The organism is Pseudomonas sp. Z1-12 (genome assembly GCF_051132015.1).
In the GTDB taxonomy this organism is placed as follows: domain Bacteria; phylum Pseudomonadota; class Gammaproteobacteria; order Pseudomonadales; family Pseudomonadaceae; genus Aquipseudomonas; species Aquipseudomonas zanjanensis.
Window position 1 is genome coordinate 3,752,202 of sequence record NZ_CP071647.1, and the last position, 22,571, is coordinate 3,774,772.

The window sequence follows — 22,571 nt, forward strand, 5'->3', positions numbered from 1 at the left end:
ATGTTCCTCGCGCTCATTCCCCACCTTTTTGTACAGGTCTCAGCATGACTCAGTCTCACGAAGACACCTCGTTTGAAGGTTTCGAACTGTCACCGCAGCAGGCCCGCCTGTGGCGCCTGCAACAAACCCGCCTGGCCTCGACGACAGCGCAGCGGGCCACGCTGCGTATTGGCAGTGAACAACCGTTGGACAGTGCACGGCTGACCAGCAGTTTATCGGCGCTGATCCAGCGCCACGAGATCCTGCGCACCCGCTACCCGCAACTGCCGGGGCTGTTGCTGCCGATGCAGGTGATCGACGATTCAGCCGCTGATTGGCAGGCGCTGGGTATCGAACTGCAGATGGACGCCCGATCGGCCACGTTGCACGTGCCGGCGTTGCACCTGGACAGCACCAGCCTGGGGTATCTCGGCGAAGAATGGGCGCTGGGCTATCTGCAAGCGGCCCCCCAGGCACCACCCCTGCAATACGCCGACTACGCGGCCTGGCGCCTGGAGTCGGTGGACGAGCAAGGCCGCCGGTTCTGGGAGGAGCAGTTCAACGCCATGATTGCCGACGTGCCATTACCTTGGCATCGGCAGGACCCGGCGTCCTCCGCCGTGCTTACCCCTGAGCGCGTGCAATTGCAGCTCGCCGACGCGATCCGGCAGCGCCTTGAACGGCAAGCGAACGACCTCGGTGTCAGCCCTGGCATTATTGTGCTCGGCGCCTGGGTCACCGTGTGGCAACGCTACAGCGAAGCCGAACGCTTGACGCTCGCCTACGAGAACCAGGCGCGGCCTGAGGTACTGGGCGATGCCCTCGGCCTGTTTTCCGAACCCCTGCCACTGACACTTGACACCCCGCCCGGGGTGTCGTTTGCGGCGTTGTGCCGGCAACTGAGCGAACGTATTGGCCTGCTCAACGATGCCCGCGACAGCTACCCAAGCCACTTGAACAACGCGCCATCGCTCACGGGCGTTGGTTTTCGCGAACTCGCGGCGACGCCCGACAGCGCCCTGAACGATGCCGGGTGGCGGATCGAACAGGCGAACAGCGACAGTTGCGGCTGCGCGCTGCTGTTGCAATACCAGCCGTCTTCATCCCATGGCTTATCGCTGCATTTCGACGCCGCGCTCTACACGCCGGCCCACGTCGGGGTCCTCGCCGAGCAACTGCTGAGCGTGATCGAGCACAGTCTGCGGGAGCCTTCTGCAAGCCTGGGCCAATTGACGACCTGCAGCGTCGCCGAGCAGCAACGTGTCACCGGCGCGCTGGCGGCTTCGCCAACCCAGAGTCCGGCGCAGGAACAGCTGTATGCGGCCATCTTCGCGCTGCCCAACCTGGCCGACTGCTTCAGCCTCGACGCCACCGAGCGGGCCCAGCGCCCGGCCGTGAGCGGACCCAGCGGCACCTTGAGCTATGCCGAGCTGGATCAGCGCGCCAGCGCCCTGACCCAGCAACTGCTTGCCCAAGGCCTGGCGCCTGGTGCGCGGGTTGCGCATTTCCTGCCGCGCGACATCGATGCGGTGGTGGCATTGGTTGCGATTCTGCGCGCCGGTGCCTGCTACGTACCGATCGACCCGAGCTACCCCACCGAGCGCATCGAACACATTCTGCGCGACAGCCAGGCACGCCTGGTGTTGACCCACCGCGCCCGTGTGCAAGACCTGCCGACAGACTGGCAGCCGAGTGCGCTGGTCATCGATCAAGCCATGTCGACGGTGCCGCTGCGGGAAGCGCCGCGGGTCTCGCGGGAGCAACCGGCCTACCTGATCTACACCTCGGGCAGCACTGGCCAGCCCAAGGGCGTGCTCATCAGCCACGCCAACGCCCTGCATTCGCTGGCGGCGCGGCTGGCGGGCTACCCACACCCCGTGCAACGTTTTCTGTTGCTGTCGTCGTTCGCCTTCGACAGTTCCATCGCCGGGCTGTTCTGGAGCCTGGCCCAGGGCGGCTGCCTGCACCTGGCCAGCGAGACCGAACAGAAAGATCCGCTGCAACTGGCTCGGTTGATCCGCAGCCACAACGTGTCGCACCTGCTGGCGCTGCCTTCGCTGTATGCGTTGTTGCTTGACGAGCTGGGCGACAGCCCGAGCCCGCTGAACACGGCGATTGTCGCCGGCGAAAGCTGCCCGCCCGCCCTGGTGAACCATCACTATCGCCGCCAGCCCGGCACGCAGCTGTACAACGAGTACGGCCCGACCGAAGCCTCGGTATGGAGCACTGTCGCCCTCTGTCAACCTGACGAGGGCATGGGTCCCGTACCCATCGGCCGCGCCATTGCCCACACTCGGGTGTATGTGCTCGACAGCGAGGGCGCGCCTGTGGCCCGGGGGCTCAAGGGCGAGATTCATATCGCCGGGCCTGGATTATCCGAAGGGTACCTGGGGCTGCCACAGATGACCGCCGAGAAGTTTATCCAGGCCAACCACCCGGCACTCAACGGCCAACGCCTGTACCGCACCGGCGATTTCGCCTGGCAGGATCTGGACGGACAATTGGTGTTCCTCGGGCGTACCGACTCGCAAATCAAATTGCGCGGCTACCGTATCGAACTCGGGGAAATCGAAACCGCACTGTGCAAGATCAGTGGCGCCAGGCTGGCGGTGGTCTTGCTGGACGCGACCCAGGCCGAACCCAGCCTGCGCGCTTTCGTTGAGTCGGCCACCGAACTTCAGGCCAGCGTCGTGCGCGAATCCCTGGCGGCGCTGTTGCCGGCGCACATGATTCCCGCCGACATCCAGTGGCTGATGCAACTGCCACGCACCGCCAACGGCAAGGTCGATCATCGTGCCTTGCTAGCCCGGCAACCGAACCACCGTCTTGCGGCTTATGCCGCGCCCGAAGGTCATGTCGAACAAGTGCTCGCGGCGATCTGGCAAGAGCTGCTGGAGGTCGAGATCATCGGTCGCCACGACGACTTCTTCGCCCTCGGTGGTCATTCGTTGCTGGTGGTGCGCATGACCGCGAGGTTGCGCGCCCTGCTCGGCATCGAAGTGCCGGTCAACGTGATCTTCCAGCACCCGACGCTGATCCAGCTCGCCGGGCAGATTGCCCAGCCTGACCGCCCAGCCGTTATCGCCTTGCAGCCGGGCACGGCAGGCCAGACACCGCTGTTCTGCCTGCATCAGCCAGCGGGCGGGGTCCATCACTATTTGCCGATGGTCGCCGGGTTGTCCCAGGAAATACCGGTGTATGGCATTGCGTTGCCAGAGTCGTTACGCGACCAGGACCTCGTCGCGTTGGCCAACGCCTATGTACCGCAGATCCGCCAGATTCAGGCGCAAGGTCCGTATCGCCTGGGCGGTTGGTCCATGGGTGGACTGCTTGCCCTGGAGCTGGCCCGACAACTGGAAGCACTTGGGCAAACGGTCGAGTGGTTGGGGTTGTTCGACAGCACGTTCCACGCCGAAGACGAAACGCTGGCCTGGGATGCGTTGTACGCCACCGTGCAGCAAGAATTGAGCAGTGACAGTCGAGAACGCCTTGCCACGCTCGCCCCGGAATCGTTGATACAACTGCGCACGGCCACGGCCAAGCTCGATCGCGTGGCGCAATTGCGTTTCACCCTGCTGCAATGGACGCCTGCCAACGGCCTGAGCCTCAATGCGCCGCTGGCGTACGTCGAGCAGGTCCTGGATGTAATGGCCGACGCACGTCGTTGGGTCAACGGTTATTCGGTTCCCTCCGTGCAGGCGACCCTGCACCTGTGGTGGGCCGAACAGACCCTGGTCGAGCGCCCGGCGCTGCCTGCGCAATGGGACGCCATCAGCCAGCGAACGTGTCATCATCAAGTCGCTGCCGATCACGACACGATCCTCGGGCAGCCTGCCTTCCATGAACAACTCAACGAGTCGCTGGCCGCGGCCTCGACGGAAACCGTCGCATGAACCTGATTCTTTATCTCTACCGCCAATCGGCACGCCTGCTGGCATTGGCTTCCATCAGCGGCGCCCTGGGCGGCCTGGCCAGCGCGGGGTTGGTGATCCTGATCAACCGTGGGCTGGCCAACCCGCATCAGTTGCCGGAGCTGGCCCTTGGGTTCTTCGCACTGTGTGCGGGCATGTTGCTGTGCAAACTCTGCTCGGAACTGTCGTTACTGCACTTGACCCAAAGCGCCATTTTCCAGATGCGCATCGACTTGTCGCGCAAACTGCTCGCCACCCCGCTCAAGCGCCTGCAAACCCTGGGCAAACACCGCTTGCTGGTGATCCTGACTGAAGACGTGCACACCTTTACCGCTGCGTTCGAGTGGGTCCCGCTGCTGTTTGTCAACGCCGTAGTGACGCTGGCGTGCTTCGCCTACCTGGCCTGGCTGTCGTGGTCATTACTGTTGATCCTGGCGTTGTTCCTGCTGGTCGGCCTGATCGCGTTTCACTTGGCCGAGCGCGGACCGCTGAGCCACCTGGAGCGGGTGCGGCAACAGAAAGACGTGCTGTACCAGCACTTTCGCAGCCTGATCGAAGGCAGCAAGGAACTGCAACTGAGCAATGCCCGTGGCGAAGCGTTCGTCGAGCGCGTCATTCGTCCAGGCGCCGATGAGTTCCGGGTGCGTTTTTTGCGCGGCATGGCCGGGTATTCGGTGGTGGCCAACCTCGGCACCCTGCTGTTTTACCTCAACCTGGGCGTACTGCTGTTTGTCGTGCCGTTCTGGCTGCCGCAGTCGATCACCGTGCTCACCAGTTTCACGGTGACGTTGCTCTATCTGGTGCGACCGATCTCCGACCTGATGATTGCGCTGCCCTCTTTGCGCCAGGCCAGTATCGCCCTGACTCGCATTCGCCAGTTGGACGCCGAATTGAGCACCGAAGCCCAGATGGCTGCGCCGGTTGGCAACGCGTTCGCCAGCCAGGGGCCGACGCGCCTGCTGCTCAATGGGGTCTGTCACCGCTATCCGGGTGAGCATGAGGACCACCCTTTCCTGCTCGGGCCAATCGACCTGACGCTGGAACAGGGCGAGCTGGTGTTTGTCGTTGGCGGCAACGGCAGCGGCAAGACGACGCTATCCATGCTGCTGCTCGGGTTGTATGCGCCGGAATCCGGCTGCGTCGTACTCAACGGCGTGGAGGTGGACGACGATAACCGTGAACAATACCGCCAGCACTTCGCCGCCGTGTTTGCCGACTTCCATTTGTTTGAACACCTGTTGGGCGACGATGGCCCGGGTGCCGAACAGCGCACGGCCGATGCAACCCGCTACGTCAAGGCGCTGGGCCTGGGGCACAAGGTCAGCATCGTCGATGATCGCTTCTCCACGGTGGAGCTCTCCACCGGCCAGCGCAAACGGCTGGCGCTGGTCTCAGCGTATCTCGACGACAAACCGTTTTACCTGTTCGACGAGTGGGCGGCCGACCAGGACCCGACCTTCAAGCGGGTGTTCTACATGGAGCTGTTGCCGGAGCTCAAGGCCCGGGGCAAGACGGTGATTGTCATCACCCACGATGACGCCTACTTCTCCCAGGCCGACCGGGTATTGAAAGTCGAGAACGGCCGTCTCACCCAAGTCGAAGCCCAAGCCGCCGACACCTGATGTGATCGCGGCCCTATTGAAACCGTGGCTAGTCGTCCTGATAGATGGAGTGCAGGTAACTGACCTGCACGTCCACAGGCAAGCGATGCAATTTGGGGCAGGATTCACAGAGCACCGGCATCTGGCCCTCTACCGGTTCGTGCAGTTGGTAGTGCAGGCAACAATGCTTTCGCAATGGCAGACGGGGGCAAATCAGCGGCGCTGGGGAATCCACCATGCGCTGCAGGCCTCGCAGCCTCAGGCGACCGTCGTTCACCGTGACCTGCTCCAACCACTGGTGTGCCTCGGCGAACCCCTCCCTCGACAGGTCGGGGTCCATCCTGGCGAAGGCACCGTCCCAGATGGCGACCATGTTGGCCCACAGTATTTTCGGGGCCAAGCCACCGGCGGCGGCCAAGACCACGAACAGCGGCGCCAGGTGCTCGTGGACCAGCCGACTCCAGTAGGCGGCACGCCCCTCGGGTGACAGCGGCAGCAGCCGGGCATTCAACCCCAGCGCCATGGGTTCGCCCTCAGCGTGGAACAGCACCGCTTTCTCACCCCAGAAATCGACCGCGCCCTGACGCGTGAGCCCACAAGCCAGGGCCGCCGGCAAGGCAATGCTCATGTAGTTCATTGACCATTGCGAAACCACAGCCGCACGATTCACCCCCGGGTATTGCAGGGCAAACCGGGACAGCAAGGGGTTCAGCACGGCAGGGTCGGTAACATGGCTTAACCCAATGAAAGCCTGGTCGCCAGGTTCGCGCCGGATGACCCGCTGAATCGGCGGCCAGGCCTGGTTAAGCCATTCTGGAAATTCGATAACGGGGCTCCTGTGGCTTTCCCTAACTAATGCAAACGATTAGCATTGGCTGATCCTATCCTCCCTCCCCTGCAAACTCAACGTCGTAAGCGACCAGGCTCACCAAGACCCCATGCATACACTCCGCAATTTCTGGCGTCTCGCGCGGCCTTTCTGGGCATCCGAGGAAAAGTACCCAGCCCTGTTGCTGTTGTTCGCCACCGTGCTGATGACCCTGTGCATGGTCGGTGTCAACATCCTGACGAATTTCTGGAACCTGCATTTCTATAACGCCTTGCAAGCCTTGGATTACCACGGTTTTCTGATCGGCAGCCTGCAGTTCATCCTGCTGCAGATCGGCACTGCGGCATTTACCGTCGGCGCGTTTCACTTCCAACAGAAGCTGACACTGCGCTGGCGTCGTTGGGCGACGCGTAACATGCTCGATCAGTGGCTGGACAGCCAGCGCTACCATAAGCTGAAACTGACCGAGACCGACGTCGACAACCCGGATCAACGGATCGCCGAAGACATCGACCTCTTCATCATCAAATCCCTCAAGTTGAGCCTGGGGCTGCTGACATCGGTGGTGTCACTGTTTTCGTTCCTGCACATCCTCTGGCAGGCCTCCAGCCTGGTCAGCGTGCCTTTCAACGGCGAGTCCTTCGTCATCCCCGGGCTGCTGGTGTGGGTGGCCCTGGTGTATGCAATCGTGGGTACCGGCGTCGCATTCTGGCTGGGACGCGCGCTGCCTTCCCTCAACTTCATGCAACAGCGGCGCGAAGCGGACTTTCGTTTCTCACTCATCCGCCTGCGGGAAAACGCCGATTCAGTTGCCCAATACCGGGGCGAAGCCGTAGAGAACCAACGTTTCAACCTCCGCCTGGAGGCAGCGCTGGAAAACTTCTGGGCCCTGGTGAAAAAGCAGAAACTGATCATGGGCTACTCGACCCTCTATTTGCGCAGCGCCACGGTCATCCCCATGTTCATCATGGCACCGCAGTTCTTCGCGGGCGCCTTTCCCCTCGGCCGCCTGACACAGATCAGCGCCGCCTTCGGTGAAGTGCACGCCGCCATCGCTTATCTCGTGGAAGTCTTTCCGGAACTGTCGGAATGGAAATCGGTGATCGACCGCTTGGTCGGCTTCCAGGAGCGACTGAATAACGTCGAGGTCAAGTCCCAGGTCAGGCACGAACAGCAGGCCAGCGGTCTTGATATCAAGGACCTGGACATCTGGCTGCCCAATGGCCGGCCGTTATTCAAAGGTTTCAACCTGTCACTCAAACCTGGCGACAGCCTGATGATCAGCGCGCCGTCCGGCTACGGCAAATCGACGCTGATCCGCACGATAACCGGGCTGTGGCATCACGCTCGCGGCTCGAGTGGCTATGACCGCGAGCGCGCCCTGACGCTGTCGCAAAAACCCTACCTGCCGCTGGGCAGCCTGCGCGAAGCGCTCTGGTACCCCAACCCGCCCCGTCGCGACGAGGATGCCGCGCTACGCCAGGTCATGGAGCAAGTCGGCCTGCAACACCTGGCCGATCAGTTGGAAGAAGAGCGGGACTGGTCACAGACCCTCAGCATCGGCGAACAGCAACGTTGCGCGTTCGTCAGGGCTCTGCTGGCAAGGCCCACGGTGCTGTTCCTCGACGAAAGCAGCTCGGCGCTGGATGCGGCAAACGAAGCGCGTTGCTATCAGCTGCTCAGGGAGACGCTGCCGGACACGATCCTGATCAGCGTCGGGCACAGCGCTTCCCTGGAGCACTTCCATTGGCACGTCCTGGAGTTGAAGGACGAGGCGCAGTGGGTGCATCGCAAGGTCAAGCAAGCGGTGTGAACCCGCATCCTGTGCCTACGAAATAGAGCATGGGAAAGATAGATCTGTGGCGAGGGAGCTTGCTCCCGCTCGGCTGCGCAGCAGTCGCAAAAGCGGTGTCCGCGGTGTGCCTGGCGAAACGGTGTGGCTGATTTGGGGCCGCTGCGCAGCCCAGCGGGAGCAAGCTCCCTCGCCACAGGATGCACTTGGGCCACAGGGTTCAATTCAAAATATGCCCTCTTGCTGCGCAATCAGATCCCTGAAAAAGCGCAAATGACCTGCGCGACACTCCATCCCTCTTCGCACAATTGGCATGCAGAGTTTGTGGTCTATAGTCAGACACATTCAGGCTCTTTCGCTCGGGCCTTCAGGAGCAACACCCCCTCGAGCCGTAACCGTGTCGGATGCTCACCAGCCTCCGGTCGAACAATGCAGGGAGCAAGCCATGCCGATCCAGCGGCCCGAGACACTGAGGTTGGCCCCTGGCACCGCTCATTGTGCAGAAGCCGATGGCGGTACCGAAGCCAGCACGCTTCGGCGCTTCTTCGACCAGGCCAAGGAAGCCTACATCCTGTTCCCGCTGCTGGCCGCCCTGCTGTTGCTGGTTGTCTGGAGCGCCACCCTCTACCTGATCAAGGTTGAACATCTTCGCGCGCAGCAGAGCGCCGCGACGGCCAGCCTGGAGATGGGTGCTACCTACGAAGCGCAAATGTTGCGCGCCATCCATGAAATCGATCAGACCCTCAAGCTGGTCAAATACACCTTTGAGACCGAGGACGAGCCCAATCCCCTGCGCCGCCTCCAGGAGCGGGCCTTGTTGCCGCCGGCCTTGGTGTTCGACGTCAGTGTGGTCAATCCGGACGGCCGGCTCGTGGCGAGCACGCGGGTCAACGACCGGGAAAACATCGCTGACCCGGATGAACAGCAAACGCTGCGGCACAGCGATTCGTTGTCCATCAGCCATCCATGGAAAAGCCCAATCACTGGAGAATGGCGCTTGCGCTTCAGCCGGCGACTCGATGCCGCGGATGGCAGGCTTTCCGGGATCGCCAGGGTCGAAGTGGATGCTGCCTATTTCGTCAGCAGCTACGACGCCTCGAAACTCGGCGACCAGGGTGCGCTCGGGCTGCTGGGCACGGACGGCGTCTTTCGCGTACGGCGCACCGGAGAAACGGTATCGGCCGGCGATGCGGTCAACTACACGGCGGTGGTGCCGGACACTGAAAACACCGAGGCGAAGCTCTCGATCAACGGTTGGGACGGCGTGCGGCGCTACACCAGTGCCCGCCAGCTCTACGATTTTCCGCTGGCGGTGATCGTCGGGTTGTCCGAGGAAGAACAGCTGGCCGCGGTGAACCAGCAAGCGCGTACCTATCTGTGGCGTGCCGCGGGCGGTAGCCTGGTGCTGGTGTTGCTGGTGGGCCTGCTCGCCCGGATGAGCTGGCAGCTGGCGCAGAGCCGCTTGCGCGCCGCCGAAGCCCAGGTCCAACTGGCCGCGGCCGCACGCCAGGCCGGCATGGCGGAAATCGCCACCAATGTGCTGCACAACGTCGGTAACGTGCTTAACAGCGTGAATATCTCCGCCGACCTGGTCACACGCAAACTGCGCACCAGCAAGGCCTTGGGGCTTGGCAAGGCGGTGCAAATGATGAACGAGCACGCCGAAGACCTCGGCGATTTCATCTCCCACGACGACAAAGGCAAGCTGTTGCCCGGCTACCTGAACCAGTTGGTGGACGCACTGGCGATCGAGCAACAGAGCATGACCGAAGAACTCGGCCAACTGAGCAAAAGCGTCGATCACATCAAGGAAATCGTCGCCGCCCAGCAATCCTATGCAGGTCCATCCAGCCTTGCCGAAACCGTGCAGGTCAAGGAACTGATCGAGGATGCCCTGCGCATGAATGCCGGCATCATCGCGGCGCATCGGATCACCGTGGTGAGAAACCTGGCCGACACGCCCTTGCTGCAACTGGACAAGCACCGGGTGCTGCTGATCCTGATCAACCTGATAAAAAACGCCAGCAGGGCGATGGGTGACCGGTTGGAGCCGGCCCCTCAAATCATCCTTCAGAGCGAGATTCCCCAGGACGACACCCTGGTCATCAAAGTCATCGACAACGGCGAAGGCATCGTGCCCGAGAATCTGACGCGGATCTTTGCCCACGGCTTTACCACACGCAAGGATGGCCATGGCTTTGGCCTGCACAGTTGCGTCCTGGCGGCCATGGAGATGGGCGGCTCGCTGGAGGCCCATAGCGATGGGCCGGGAACAGGGGCAACCTTTACGCTCAAATTGGCGATCTAGACTAGGTAATGGCGCGCAGTTTCAGCCGACCGTACGAGGAACAGACGAATGGCGATCCACGCAACGAGGTCACCTTGAACCCATGGTGAAAAAACCCAATACCTTGGCCTTGGTCGTCGTGACGCTGTATGCCGGCGGCGCCAGTGCCGACGCTACCGAGATGTTCTCGCTGAGCAGTTTCGGCACGGTGGGGATCGTCCATTCCAGCGAGAAAAAAGCCGACTTCACGTCCAGCATCTTCAAGCCCAACGGCGCCGGGCATTCGCGCAACTGGAGCGCCGATGTCGACAGCCTGATAGGCGCCCAACTGACCGCCACCTTCACCCCGCAGCTTTCGGCCGTGGTGCAGGTCATTTCCGAGCAGCGCTACGACAACAGCTACCGGCCCTTCGTCGAGTGGGCCAACATCAAGTACCAATTCACGCCGGATTTCAACGCACGCATTGGCCGTACTGTGTTGCCGACCTTCCTGGTGTCCGACACCCGTAAAGTGGGCTATACCCTGCCGTGGGTACGCGCGCCCATGGAGGTCTACAGCCTGATGCCGATCTCCAGCAGCGACGGCATCGATGGCAGCTACCGGTTTCATGTCGATGCAATCATCAATACCGTGCAGGCTCACTACGGCCAGACCGACAGCCGGCAGCCCGACGGGGCCGGCAAGGCACTGACGAGAAACTTCTGGGGAATCACCAATACCACCGAGTTCGACGTGCTCACCACGCGCATCACCTACATGAAAGCCGACCTGACCCTGGAGCAGTTCAATTCACTCTTCGATACGTTCAGAGCGTTCGGCACAGAAGGCATCGCCATCGCCGATCGCTACGACTCCGATGATACCCCCGTGGAATTTCTCGGCGTGGGCGCCAGCTACGATCCGGGCGACTGGTTCGTCATGAGTGAATGGGGGCGTCTCGATAGCCGCTCCGGCCTGGGCCGGACCAGTGCCTGGTACATCAGCGGCGGGTACCGCATCGAAGCGTTCACCCCCTACGTCACCTATGCACGCTCCCGGACCGAAACCGAAGTCTCCAGCCCGGGCCTGACGATAGCGGCCTTGCCACCCGCCTTGGCGGGCACGGCCGCCGAGCTCAACGGTGCGCTCAATTCGGTCTTGGGTTCGAACGAAGGCCAGCAGACCCTTTCCCTGGGTATGCGCTGGGATTTCACCAGGAACATGGACGCCAAAGTGCAATTCGATCACACACGTTTCAAGGGCAACTCGGTCGGTCCGTTGATCAACCCCCAACCGGACTTCACGTCGGGGGGCTCGCTCAACGTCATCAGCCTGGCTGTGGATTTTGTCTTCTGATGGAGCAGGCCATGTGGGTTGTGAGATTCATCGGATTCGCTGTGGCGGGGCTCGTCCTGTGCACCGCCAGTGCTGCCGCCAAGGCCGACGTGGTGGTGGTCGTCGCCACGTCCAGCCCGGTGAAGACACTCGCGCGCAATCAGGTGGCGGATATTTTCCTGGGCAAGGCCAGTCGTTTTCCCGGTGGCGGCCAGGCGATTCCCATTGACCAGACAGAAGATTCCCCGACCCGCGATGAGTTCTACACAACGATCACTGGCAAGTCCGCAGCCCAGCTCAAGGCGCATTGGTCGAAGATCATCTTCACCGGCAGGGGCCAGCCGCCACTGGCGGTTCCAAGCGGCGCTGAGGTCAAGAAACGTATTGCCGAGAACCCCGACGCCATCGGCTATATCGACGCGCGGGAGCTGGACGACAGCGTCAGGGCGCTGCCGCTCGAGCCGCAATGAATGGCGAGCCCTTACGGATCGAGGTTTGGATCAGTTGCCTGGGCCTGCAGCAATAACTTGAACTGATCGGCGGGAATCGGCCTGTTGAAGTAGAAACCCTGGAACTCATCGCACGCATTGTCCCGCAGGAAATCGGCCTGTTCCTTGGTTTCCACGCCCTGGGCCACCACGGTCAGGCTGAGGGTGCGGCCCATCGCGATGATGGCCTCGGTCAGGGCTTTGTCTTCCGACACGCTGCTGGTGTCGCAGATACACGAACGGTCGATCTTGATGACATCCAACGGAAACTGTTCGAGGGCAGAGAGCGACGAATAGCCGATACCGAAATCATCGATGGCGATACGGACCTGCAGGCGCTTGAGCCCGGTCAACACACTCAGCGCCCTCTTGACGTCCTGCATGAGCAGGCGCTCGGCGATTTCCAGTTCCAGCAGGCGCGCATCCATACCGGTTTCGGCCAATATCTCGGCCAAATCCGTCAGCAGGTCCTCATCGGCAAACTGCCGTGCCGTGAGGTTCACGGCGACGCCCAGGTGCGGCAGGCCTTGTCGTTGCCAGGCGACGTTCTGCTGGCAGGCGGTCTTGAGCACCCACTTGCCGATCGGCACGATCAAACCGGTCTCTTCCGCAATGGGGATGAACTGCATGGGCGCCACGATCCCCAGGTCGGGGTGATTCCAGCGCAGCAGCGCTTCCATGCCAGTGATCTGGCCACTGCGAATGTCCCGCTTGGCCTGGTAATGCAACTGGAACTCCTGGCGCTCCAGGGCGTGGCGCAGGCTGAGCTCCAGGGTCAGCCGCTCCAGGGAATCGGCGTTCAGTTTCGCGGAGTAGAACTGGAAGTTGTTCTTGCCACGTTGCTTGGCCTGGTACATCGCGATATCGGCGTTTTTCGTGAGGGTCTGCTCGTCCAGGCCATCCTGGGGAAACACGCTGATCCCGACGCTGGCAGTCACCCGAAACTCCTGGCCCTGAAGGTTGAAAGGCCGGGCAATCGCGCCGAGGATTTTCTGTGCGGCGCTCGCCACGTCGTTGTCCTCCGACAGCTCCGGCAGCAGGATCACGAATTCGTCGCCGCCCAACCGGGCCACCGTATCGCTGCTGCGCAGACACGCCTCGAGGCGCTGCGCCACCTCCATGAGCAATTGATCGCCGGCATCGTGCCCGAGGGTGTCATTGACTTGCTTGAAACGGTCGAGGTCAAGGAACAACACGGCCAATTGCCGATCGTAACGGTCGGCCTCACGGATGCTCTGGCTCAACAACTTGCTGAACAGGCTGCGATTGGGCAATGCCGTGAGGCCGTCGTGATAGGCCAGGTACTCGACACTTTCCGCGTAGGCAATTTTCGCTTCGCCCGCGCGCAAGCGGCTTTGCGCCAGTTGCCAGCTCATCCGCGCGAGAAGTCCCGCCAACAACACCAGTAGCAGGCTGACGCCCGCCGCGCGCCAGAGATAGCGCTGCGCTTGCCGGGTCACCGCAGCCAGTTGTTCTTCCTCGGACAAACCGACGATCACCGCCAGCGGAAAGTCGTAGAGCTGGCGGGCACTGGTATAGCGCCGCACACCGTCCCATGGGTTGATCGCGCGTACGGCCTCGGTGTTTTCCGTATCCGGCACCACGCTGGCGTAATCGATCGGGTCACCGGCCGAGATCGTTTCCCCGCTGCGCCGTGCCCGGAAGATACCGTCGATGCCCAGCAGGCCGAGCAAGCCGTGGTCGCCCAGTTTCGAGGGGTCATAACTGCTGACGAAATAGGCCGCGTCGACCTCGATCATGGCGATCCCGGCGAACCCGCCATTTCCTTCATCGAGCCGCCGACTGAAACGCAATGTCCACTCCCCCGTCGCCGGGCTTTTCCACGGGCGGCCAATCGACAGCGCCGTGTCCGGCCCTGGCGTTTGCAGCGCGTCCTTGGCCATCCTGCTTCCGGCCTCGCTCGGCTGGGTACTGGCCACGACCCGGCCGCTGGCATCGACAACGCTGACGTCAAACAAGTAGGGAGAAGGCAGCAAGCCGCGTGCCTTGAGCTTGGGCAACGGGTTGGGCTCCCGCTCGGACTCGTAGGTGTACTTGACCAGCTTGAGGGTCTGGTCGATCTCACGCACCGCCCGCAGGATCTGCGCTTCGTAGGTGGCGCCGATTTCCAGGCTCGCTTCGGCAATCCCCTGCTGCGCACGAGCGTGTTCGACCTTGATGAGGTACAGGGTGCCGGCCCAGATGAGCAACAGCAGCAGGGCCGCCAGCAACGGGAACAGGATATAGGCTTCCCTGGCCTGGTCGAAACCGCGCCGAAACAGATTGTTCGTCACATCGGCTTGGGCGTTTTCTCGATGGACGACACTCGGGGCCGACGTCATGACACTCGCCCGTTGGATCGCCATGGTGTGCTCCCTGCATTGTTCCCACTGATGGACTGCGGGTCACCGACCGCCTGCTGAAAACTATAGACCACAAACCGCGCCTGCCACGCCCAATCGCGCGCCGACCGTGGCTTTGCCCAGGATTCGATGACGAAGTGCAGTTGACGTCCCTGACTTATTGGTCCAGTTTCAATACAACCGTGTCCGGCAGTGCCTGGTGCTGGACACCACGCTTGATAAACCCGATTCGTTAATCAAAAGGGTCTTTGCAAGCCTATGAATGACGTACGCAACACCTCCTCTCCTGCCATTGAAATTCGATGGATGTCCTTGTGTCGTTGATCCCTCTGGTGGTGTGTGACGACTCCAACATGGCGCGCAAACAGGTGTTGCGTGCCCTGCCGGCGGACTGGCCGGTTTCGGTCACCGAAGCGGTCAACGGGCGCCAGGCCATGGACGCCATACGCCAAGGCCTGGGCCACGTGGTGTTGCTCGACCTGACCATGCCGGAGATGGATGGCTACCAGGTGTTGAGCGCCTTGCGCGACGAGGGCTTGAAGGCGCAGGTGATCGTGATTTCCGGTGACGTCCAGGATGAGGCGGTGCGCCGCGTGCTGGAGTTGGGCGCCCTGGCGTTCCTGAAAAAGCCGTTCGACGAAAACGACCTGCGCCAGACGCTGGCGCGGCTGGGGCTACTGGCCCAACCCGGGCAGGTGCCGCCGCAGAATCGTTCGGCCACGAACGTGGCCATCGGTTTCCACGATGCATTCCGCGAGACCGTCAACGTGGCCATCGGCCGGGCGGCGGCGCTGATCGCCAAGGTGCTGGGGGTCTTCGTGCAATTGCCGGTGCCGAACGTCAACCTCCTCGAGGTCGGGGAATTGCACATGGCCTTGAACGATGTCGGCAGTTCCCAGCAACTCACCGCCATTTGCCAGGGGTTTATCGGCAGCGGCATCGCCGGCGAAGCCTTGTTGATCTTTCACGATTCGGAAATCGCCGATATCGCGCAATTGATGCAGCGCCAGAGCGCCGACTATTCGGACCTGGAAATGCTGCTGGACCTTTCCAGTGTCTTGATCGGCGCGTGCCTGAGCAGCATTGCCGAACAGATCGACGTGGTGTTTTCCCAGGGCCACCCGCAGATTCTCGGCCAGCACGCCGCCATCGAGGAATTGATCCGGGACAACAGCAAGCACTGGAAAAAGACCCTGGCGGTGGAAATCAGCTACAGCCTGGAGGGGCACGATATTCGTTTCGACCTGTTGCTGCTGTTCACGGAGGACTCCATCGAACGGTTGACCCATAAACTTGCCTACCTGATGAACTGAGCCATGAGCGAATCCATCGATCTGAACGAGTTCCACTGGTTGCTGGCGATCGTTCAGAGCATCGACGTCGGGGTGGTGGTGCTCGACCGCGAGTACCGCGTGCAAGTCTGGAACACCTTCATGGAGAACCGCTCCGGGGTGCAGCCCAAGGACGCCCACAACCAGCATTTTTTCAGCCTGTTCCCTGAAATCGATCGCCAATGGTTCAGCCGCAAGGTGGAGAGCGTCGCCACCCTGGGCACGCCGGCGTTCACGGTCTGGGAGCAGCGTCCGTACCTGATGCGCTTCAAGAGCTACCAGCCGATCACCGGCCAGGAAGCGTTCATGTACCAGAACACCACCCTGTTGCCGCTGCGCTCGCCGGACAACACCATCAAGCACATCTGCCTGGTGATCTATGATGTCACCGACGTCGCCACCAACCGGCATCAGCTCCAAGCCGCCAACGCACAGCTGCAACTCCTGTCCAGCACCGATCGGCTGACGGGGTTGTACAACCGCGGTCATTGGGAGAGCAACCTCAAGGCCGCCTATGCCCGGCACCAGCGCTACGGCAATGCGTTGAGCCTGGTGATGCTCGATATCGATCACTTCAAGCGGGTCAACGACACCTACGGCCACCAGGCGGGCGACAAGGTCATCGAACATGTCGCCCGGCTGCTACGCGAGCATGTACGCGAATCCGACGTGGCGGGGCGTTATGGTGGTGAAGAGTTCGGCGTGGTGCTTTCAGACACCGACAAGGCCGGCGCCCGGATTTTTGCCGAACGTATGCGCCAGGCCGTCGAAGCGCTGGAGGTGCAGTACAACGACCAGGCCATCCGTTTCACCATCAGCCTGGGCGTGGCCGACCTGAGCCAGCCCGCGAACGACCACGCCGACCTGATCGCCAGGGCGGACCAGGCGCTGTATACCTCGAAGAAGACCGGGCGCAACCGGGTGACGGTGCATGAGTAGCGAGCCCGCAACGGCTCAGTGCCCGATCACACCCAGTCCATCCAACATCGGCCCTGTGGCGAGGGAGCTTGCTCCCACAGAGAACTGGTAGCGCCACAAAAGTCGAGGACAGCCATAGATCAAAAATGTGGGAGCGAGCTTGCTCGCGATAGCGGTGGGTCAGCAGCATTGAAGATGGCTGATACGCCGTCATCGCGAGCAAGCTCGCTCCCACAGAGGGGGATGCGTGTGGCATTCACTTACCCACCAGGCTTTGAGACGTCTCGCCATACTTGCCCAGTAACATGAGCGTCACGCCGTTGGTCCAGCCGAAGCCATCCTGCAATTCATACTCGCCGCCTCCCCCACCATCGCCGCGTCCGGACAGGTCGTACTTTTCCACCAGCTTGTTTTCCTTGCCGTAGAGGTTCTCGACTTGCTGCAAGAAACGACTGCCAATCTGTTGCGCCAGCGCGGTGTGCTGGTAGCGCTCCAGTCCTTCCACCGCGACCCATTGCAGTGGTGCCCAGCCATTGGGTTCGTCCCATTGCTGGCCATTGCTGACCTGGGTGGTGGCGACACCCCCGGGGCGCAACAGGCCGTCACGCACCGCAGCGGCGGTGCGATTGGCATGCTCGACAGAGGCCAGGCCCGTGTACAGCGGGAACAGCGTCGCGGCCGTGAGGCCTTGGCGTTGCTGGTTGCGTTGCCAGTCATAGTCCACGTAGAAACCTTTGTCGGCATTCCACAAATGCTTCTCGATGGCCCTCTGGCGCAGTTCGGCGCGCCGGCCATAAGCCTGGACACAGGCCATGTTTTGCACCGTCTCGCAGGCTTTGGCGATGGTGTGCTCCAGATGATAGATCAGGCTATTGAGGTCTACGGGCACGATGGCCGTGGTGCGAATGCTCGCCAGGTTATGGCCGTCGTCCAACCAGCGCGAGCTGAAGTCCCAGCCGCTTTCGGCGCCGGCGCGCAGATCACGCCAAACCTCCTCCTTGGGCCGCTCCGGCACCTGTTCGGCGGTGCTGACATCTTGCAACCAGGACTCCTGTCGAGGTGTCGGGCTGGCATCCCAGTAGCGGTTGAGCACACTGCCATCGGCGAGCTTGACCACGTGTCGGGCAGCGTCACCGGGCTTGAGCGCCCGGGCGCCCTCCATCCAATAGGCATACTCCTTCTGCAACTGCGGCAGGTATCGCCCATAGGCCTGGTCGCCTTCGATGCGCGCCTGCAACTCCACCATGTAGGCAAAGAATGGCGGCTGCGACCGGCTCAGGTAGTAGGTGCGATTGCCGTTGGGGATGTGACCGTAGGTGTCGATCATGTAGGCGAAGTTATCGGTCATCTGGCGGACCTGGGCCTTATCGCCGCTTTGCTCAAGCCCGAGCATGGTGAAATACGAATCCCAGTAGTACATCTCGCGAAAGCGTCCGCCCGGCACCACATACGGCTGCGGCAATGGCAACAAACTGCTGTAGGCCGGCACCTGGCTGTAGGAGCGGCTCAGCACCGGCCAGAGGTTGTCGATGTGTTCCTTGATCGGAGCGCCGGGCCTGGGGGCCGGGCTTTCGGCCGCGCCGGACTCGATGAAGTTGTCCTTTACGAAGGCCTTGATATCGAAGCCGTCGCGGCCCCGTTGGGCCAGGTAATCGGCGCGGATCCGGGCCGGATCACGGTTGGGCAATGCGTCCACGAAATGCTTCTGGTCGGTGAATACCTGCCCACGCTGCACCGCTTCAAAAAGCTCGGGGTAGGCCTGGTCGGGAGGGAGATTGGCTCGTCCCTGGGCGTCGGCGTAGCTCCAGGTGGCGGGCGGTTGGCTTGAACAGGCCACGCACAGAAGCGCGGCGAAGGAGAGGCCGGTAAGGGCAATAGGTCGCATCAGAGGGTCCATCCTGTTTTTCATTCCTGACAAACCAGTGACCTGTCGAAATGGGCCTGGGTTCAGTCAATGATGCAATGCCACGTGACGCCTCGACCCCACTGGTCAGTCCAATTTATTATTTTATTAATTGGTCTTGCCAATATTTTTTTCGGCCTGTAGTTTCGGGCCAAGGTCATTGGTGCAGGTCACCGCTCACCTACAACAAAAAAGAGCACCCTGGTCCCGGCAACCGCGTGTTCACACCCCTCCTCCCGCCTGCAGGCAGTGACTGCCTGGACGCCAGCCAAGGAGCATCGACATGCTGACGATCATCTGTAACGAACCCGGCTCGCTCACCGCCATCGAGCGTGAGCGCCCCCTCAGGAAACCCGGGGAAGTGCTCATCCGGGTCAAGCGCGTCGGGGTCTGCGGCACGGACCTGCACATCTTCACCGGCAACCAACCGTACCTCGAATATCCGCGGGTCATGGGCCACGAGTTCTCCGGGATCGTGGAAGGTACCGACGATGCCAGCGGCCTGGCGGTGGGTGACGTCGTCTATGTGATGCCGTACCTGTCCTGCGGGACTTGCATCGCCTGCCGCCAGGGCAAGACCAACTGCTGCACCCAGATCCAGGTGCTGGGAGTCCACTGCGACGGCGCGTTCACCCAATACCTGAGCGTTCCCCATGCGTTCGTTCACAAGGCGGCGGGGATTTCCCTGGACCAGGCCGCGATGATCGAATTCCTCTCGATCGGCGCCCACGCCGTGCGTCGCTCGAACATCCAGGCGCAGAAACACGCCCTGGTGGTCGGTACCGGCCCGATCGGCATGGCGGCGGCGATCTTCGCCAGCCTGCGCGGTGCGAAAGTCACCGTCCTGGATACGCGTGAGGATCGCCTGTCGTTCTGCAAGGCACACCTGGCCATTCACGCGGCGGTGCCCATCGGCGAAGGCGACAAGCAGGCCCTGGCCGATCTGACCGAGGGCGATTTTTTTGACGTGGTCTTCGACGCCACCGGCAATGCACGGGCCATGGAGCGCGGGTTCGAGTTCATCGCCCACGGCGGCACCTACGTGATGATCTCGGTAGTCCGGGACTCGATCACGTTCTCCGACCCTGAATTCCACAAGCGCGAAGCCACGCTGATGGGCAGCCGCAACGCCACCCAGGAAGACTTCCGGTACGTCGAGCAATGCCTGCGCGACGGCTTGATTCCGGATGCGGCCCTGAACACCCACCGATTGACGCTGGGCGACGTGCCCCAATCGTTCGCTACCTTGCTCGACCCCAAGCAAGGTGTCGTCAAGGCAATCATCGAGTGCTAGGAATCGGAGGACGCCCCATGAACCCGCCTTCTGCTTTGCTTGTTTTGACACCCGGTGATGATGTCGCGGTGGCCCGAGGCGATATCCTCGAGGGCCAGCCGGTGAGTGCCGACGGCCTCACCCTGATCGCCCGGCAGACGGTTCCGTCCGGCCACAAGATCGCCCTGCGCAGGGTGCTGGCCGGCCAGCGGGTGCTCAAGTACGGGCAAACCATCGGCCAGGCCACCCAGGCCATCGAGCCCGGCGATCACGTCCACGTGCACAACCTGGACATGCCCACCGCCACTGCCGAACACAGCGTACGGAATGTTTATGTCCCCACGTCATTGAGCAAGAACCCCGCGACCTTCGAAGGTTACGTCCGCGAGGATGGACGCGTCGGCACGCGCAATTACATCGGGGTCATTTCCAGCGTCAACTGCTCGGCAACCGTCTGCAAGCAGATTGCCAACGCTTTTTCTGCCGAGCGCTTGAGAGACTTCGCCAACGTCGACGGCGTCGTTGCGATCACCCATGGCAGCGGCTGTGGCATGGGTGCCAAGGGCGAAGGCATCGATATTCTCAAGCGAACCTTGCGCGGCTATGCCGATCACGCCAATTTCGCCGGTGTGCTGTTGATCGGCCTGGGTTGCGAGGTCAATCAACTCACCCCGTTGATGAATGAGCTGGGGGATCGCCCCGCGGCGCTCAAGGCCAGCCTGGTCATCCAGGACGAAGGCGGTACTCGCGACGCCGTGCGACGTGGCATCGCCCACATTGAAGCGATGCTGCCGCTCATCAACCAATGCCAGCGGACGACCGTTGCCGCCAGCCACTTATGCGTCGGCTTGCAATGCGGCGGCTCGGACGGCTACTCCGGCATCACGGCCAATCCGGCACTCGGCGCGGCCGTGGACTTGCTGGTGCAACAGGGCGGCACGGCGATCCTTTCGGAAACACCGGAAATCTATGGGGCCGAACACTTGCTGACGGCGCGCGCCGCGTCGGCCGACATCGCCGAAAAATTGATGGCGCGAATCCAATGGTGGGAAGCCTACGTCCGCAACAACGACGGTGACATGAACAACAATCCTTCGCCGGGCAACAAGGCCGGGGGCATCACCACCATCCTGGAGAAATCCCTGGGTGCCGTGGCGAAAGCCGGTGCGAGCGGGCTGATGGGCGTCTACCCATACGCTGAAACGATCGATACCCGTGGCCTGGTGTTCATGGATACACCCGGCTACGACCCGGTGTCGGCGACCGGCCAGGTGGCGGGCGGCGCGAACCTGATCTGCTTCACCACGGGCCGCGGCTCGACCTATGGGTGCAAGCCCACGCCCTCCTTGAAAATCGCCACCAACACCCAGCTGTTCCAGCGCATGGAGCTGGACATGGACTTCAACGCCGGCGGCATCGTCGATGGCCTGGAATCGGTTGCACAGGCGGGCGAGCGGTTGTTCCGACTGATGCTGGCGACCGCGTCCGGGCACCGCACCTGCAGCGAGGAAAATGGCTTGGGCGATAACGAGTTCCTGCCCTGGCAGATCGGTGCGGTGATGTGATTGAGGCCACCCTTTCCCTGTGGGAGCGAGCTTGCTCACGAAGGCAGCGGGTCAGCTTGCATCAATGCTGAATGTACCGCCGCTTTCGCGAGCAAGCTCGCTCCCACCATCAAGCGCCTATGGTAGCCTTTGCGGACTCTCCGATGGACGCTCACCCCATGGTCTCGCCGATCAACGCCGCCGAACGCAAGCCGTATCAGAAAATCGCCGATCAACTGCGCAGCTACATCGTCCAGGGGGATTTCAAACCAGGCGCTCGGCTTCCTCCCGAGCGTGATTTGACCCAATTGTTGGGAGTCTCCAGGCCGTCGCTTCGCGAGGCCCTGATCGCCCTGGAAATAGACGGCGACATTGAGATCAAGATGGGTTCCGGCGTGTACGTGCGCGCCATCTCCAAGGAGGCAAAGCACCCGAGCATGACCTTGGGCGAGAGCCCTTCGGAACTGATGCAGGCGCGGGCGTTGATCGAAGGTGAGTCAGTGATCCTGGCGTGTCTGCATGGCAAGAAGAGTGACTACCGCTATCTGCAGGACTGCATCGACGCCATGCGTGCAAGCATCGCCAACGGCCTGCCGCCGTTGGAGGATGACCGTAAATTCCATCAGCGCCTGGCCAAGATGAGCGGCAACTCTGCCCTGGTGCGGATCATCACGGCCCTGTTCGATGAACGACACAACCCGATTTCGGCGCACCTGAGCAAGCATGCGGAGAATGCCCTGACGTGGGAAGCTGCGGTCGTCGAGCATGAGGCGATCCTGCGCGCCGTGGCCCACAAGGATGTACTCGGTGCCCAAACCTCGATGCGCCAGCATCTGAGCCGCTCGGAGAACCGCTGGCTGAAAGCGCTGGAACCGGAAGACTCGGGCGACTAGTCCGGCGGTTTTGGGATCGCGGTTAACGGGTCAAACGCCATCGCGAGCAAGCTCGCTCCCACAGTTGATCGGTGGTGTGCCTCGATATTGCCGCCACCCAAGCCACCTGTGGGAGCGAGCTTGCTCGCGATGGCGGCGGCACAG

The 22,571-nt window shown here is 62.1% G+C and carries 14 protein-coding genes; 11 read left to right on the plus strand and 3 right to left on the minus strand.

What is annotated here, in order from left to right:
- The first annotated feature begins 44 nt into the window (after nt 1-44).
- Both J3P85_RS15750 and J3P85_RS15755 read left to right on the plus strand, forming a co-directional pair.
- Nucleotides 45-3,872 carry a non-ribosomal peptide synthetase gene (locus tag J3P85_RS15750; RefSeq protein WP_434702311.1) on the plus strand — a complete coding sequence of 1,276 codons (3,828 nt, stop codon included), beginning with the start codon at nt 45-47 and terminating at the stop codon, nt 3,870-3,872.
- Nucleotides 3,869-5,512 carry a cyclic peptide export ABC transporter gene (locus J3P85_RS15755; protein ID WP_434702312.1) on the plus strand — a complete coding sequence of 548 codons (1,644 nt, stop codon included), beginning with the start codon at nt 3,869-3,871 and terminating at the stop codon, nt 5,510-5,512. Before J3P85_RS15750 ends, J3P85_RS15755 begins: the two co-directional genes overlap by 4 nt.
- Before the next feature lie 28 nt (nt 5,513-5,540).
- Here J3P85_RS15755 and fhuF read toward each other — a convergent pair whose 3' ends face one another.
- Nucleotides 5,541-6,203 carry a siderophore-iron reductase FhuF gene (gene fhuF, locus J3P85_RS15760; protein WP_434706383.1) on the minus strand — a complete coding sequence of 221 codons (663 nt, stop codon included), beginning with the start codon at nt 6,201-6,203 and terminating at the stop codon, nt 5,541-5,543.
- Nucleotides 6,204-6,429: 226 nt separating this feature from the next.
- Between fhuF and J3P85_RS15765 the strand changes: the two genes are divergently transcribed.
- From J3P85_RS15765 to J3P85_RS15780, 4 genes are all read left to right on the plus strand, one after another.
- On the plus strand, nt 6,430-8,133 hold the full coding sequence (locus tag J3P85_RS15765) for an ABC transporter ATP-binding protein/permease (RefSeq protein WP_434702313.1): 1,704 nt from the start codon (nt 6,430-6,432) through the stop codon (nt 8,131-8,133).
- Nucleotides 8,134-8,557: 424 nt separating this feature from the next.
- On the plus strand, nt 8,558-10,420 hold the full coding sequence (locus J3P85_RS15770; RefSeq protein ID WP_434702314.1) for an ATP-binding protein: 1,863 nt from the start codon (nt 8,558-8,560) through the stop codon (nt 10,418-10,420).
- A gap of 82 nt (nt 10,421-10,502) precedes the next feature.
- A complete protein-coding gene (locus J3P85_RS15775; RefSeq protein ID WP_434702315.1) occupies nt 10,503-11,735 on the plus strand; it encodes a porin in 1,233 nt (410 codons plus the stop codon).
- Between the two features lie 11 nt (nt 11,736-11,746).
- Complete coding sequence (locus J3P85_RS15780) at nt 11,747-12,184, plus strand: phosphate ABC transporter substrate-binding protein (RefSeq protein WP_434702316.1); 438 nt, start codon at nt 11,747-11,749, stop codon at nt 12,182-12,184.
- A gap of 11 nt (nt 12,185-12,195) precedes the next feature.
- On the opposite strand, the gene J3P85_RS15785 is transcribed toward J3P85_RS15780, so the two are convergent.
- Nucleotides 12,196-14,568 (minus strand): bifunctional diguanylate cyclase/phosphodiesterase, encoded by a 2,373-nt coding sequence (locus tag J3P85_RS15785; RefSeq protein WP_434702318.1) that lies wholly within the window; start codon nt 14,566-14,568, stop codon nt 12,196-12,198.
- Between the two features lie 299 nt (nt 14,569-14,867).
- Here J3P85_RS15785 and J3P85_RS15790 point away from each other — a divergent pair, with 299 nt between their 5' ends.
- Together J3P85_RS15790 and J3P85_RS15795 are read left to right on the plus strand one after the other, a co-directional pair.
- Complete coding sequence (locus J3P85_RS15790; RefSeq protein WP_186704815.1) at nt 14,868-15,878, plus strand: response regulator; 1,011 nt, start codon at nt 14,868-14,870, stop codon at nt 15,876-15,878.
- Between the two features lie 3 nt (nt 15,879-15,881).
- Entirely contained in the window at nt 15,882-16,835 is a 954-nt protein-coding gene (locus tag J3P85_RS15795; protein WP_434575887.1) for a diguanylate cyclase, read from the plus strand.
- 235 nt (nt 16,836-17,070) lie between these two features.
- On the opposite strand, the gene treA is transcribed toward J3P85_RS15795, so the two are convergent.
- Entirely contained in the window at nt 17,071-18,699 is a 1,629-nt protein-coding gene (gene treA / locus J3P85_RS15800) for an alpha,alpha-trehalase TreA (RefSeq protein WP_434702319.1), read from the minus strand.
- Between the two features lie 301 nt (nt 18,700-19,000).
- On the opposite strand from treA, the gene J3P85_RS15805 reads away from it, so the two are divergent.
- The 3 genes from J3P85_RS15805 (at nt 19,001) to J3P85_RS15815 (ending at nt 22,427) form a co-directional block, all read left to right on the plus strand.
- Entirely contained in the window at nt 19,001-20,011 is a 1,011-nt protein-coding gene (locus tag J3P85_RS15805) for a zinc-binding alcohol dehydrogenase family protein (protein WP_434702320.1), read from the plus strand.
- A 17-nt stretch (nt 20,012-20,028) separates the two neighbouring features.
- Nucleotides 20,029-21,555: a UxaA family hydrolase gene (locus tag J3P85_RS15810; RefSeq protein ID WP_434702322.1), complete on the plus strand. Its 1,527-nt coding sequence runs from the start codon at nt 20,029-20,031 to the stop codon at nt 21,553-21,555.
- Between the two features lie 158 nt (nt 21,556-21,713).
- Complete coding sequence (locus J3P85_RS15815) at nt 21,714-22,427, plus strand: FadR/GntR family transcriptional regulator (RefSeq protein ID WP_434706384.1); 714 nt, start codon at nt 21,714-21,716, stop codon at nt 22,425-22,427.
- The last annotated feature ends 144 nt before the right edge of the window (nt 22,428-22,571 follow it).

What these genes read in the sequence shown, in the direction of transcription:
- J3P85_RS15770 (WP_434702314.1), top strand. Translation starts at nt 8,558, where the DNA reads ATGCCGATCCAGCGGCCCGAGACACTGAGGTTGGCCCCTGGCACCGCT.
- J3P85_RS15810 (WP_434702322.1), top strand. Translation starts at nt 20,029, where the DNA reads ATGAACCCGCCTTCTGCTTTGCTTGTTTTGACACCCGGTGATGATGTC.
- J3P85_RS15775 (WP_434702315.1), top strand. Translation starts at nt 10,503, where the DNA reads ATGGTGAAAAAACCCAATACCTTGGCCTTGGTCGTCGTGACGCTGTAT.
- J3P85_RS15750 (WP_434702311.1), top strand. Translation starts at nt 45, where the DNA reads ATGACTCAGTCTCACGAAGACACCTCGTTTGAAGGTTTCGAACTGTCA.
- J3P85_RS15755 (WP_434702312.1), top strand. Translation starts at nt 3,869, where the DNA reads ATGAACCTGATTCTTTATCTCTACCGCCAATCGGCACGCCTGCTGGCA.
- J3P85_RS15785 (WP_434702318.1), bottom strand. Translation starts at nt 14,568, where the DNA reads ATGGCGATCCAACGGGCGAGTGTCATGACGTCGGCCCCGAGTGTCGTC.
- J3P85_RS15805 (WP_434702320.1), top strand. Translation starts at nt 19,001, where the DNA reads ATGCTGACGATCATCTGTAACGAACCCGGCTCGCTCACCGCCATCGAG.
- J3P85_RS15790 (WP_186704815.1), top strand. Translation starts at nt 14,868, where the DNA reads ATGGATGTCCTTGTGTCGTTGATCCCTCTGGTGGTGTGTGACGACTCC.
- J3P85_RS15765 (WP_434702313.1), top strand. Translation starts at nt 6,430, where the DNA reads ATGCATACACTCCGCAATTTCTGGCGTCTCGCGCGGCCTTTCTGGGCA.
- treA (WP_434702319.1), bottom strand. Translation starts at nt 18,699, where the DNA reads ATGCGACCTATTGCCCTTACCGGCCTCTCCTTCGCCGCGCTTCTGTGC.
- J3P85_RS15795 (WP_434575887.1), top strand. Translation starts at nt 15,882, where the DNA reads ATGAGCGAATCCATCGATCTGAACGAGTTCCACTGGTTGCTGGCGATC.
- J3P85_RS15815 (WP_434706384.1), top strand. Translation starts at nt 21,714, where the DNA reads ATGGTCTCGCCGATCAACGCCGCCGAACGCAAGCCGTATCAGAAAATC.
- J3P85_RS15780 (WP_434702316.1), top strand. Translation starts at nt 11,747, where the DNA reads ATGTGGGTTGTGAGATTCATCGGATTCGCTGTGGCGGGGCTCGTCCTG.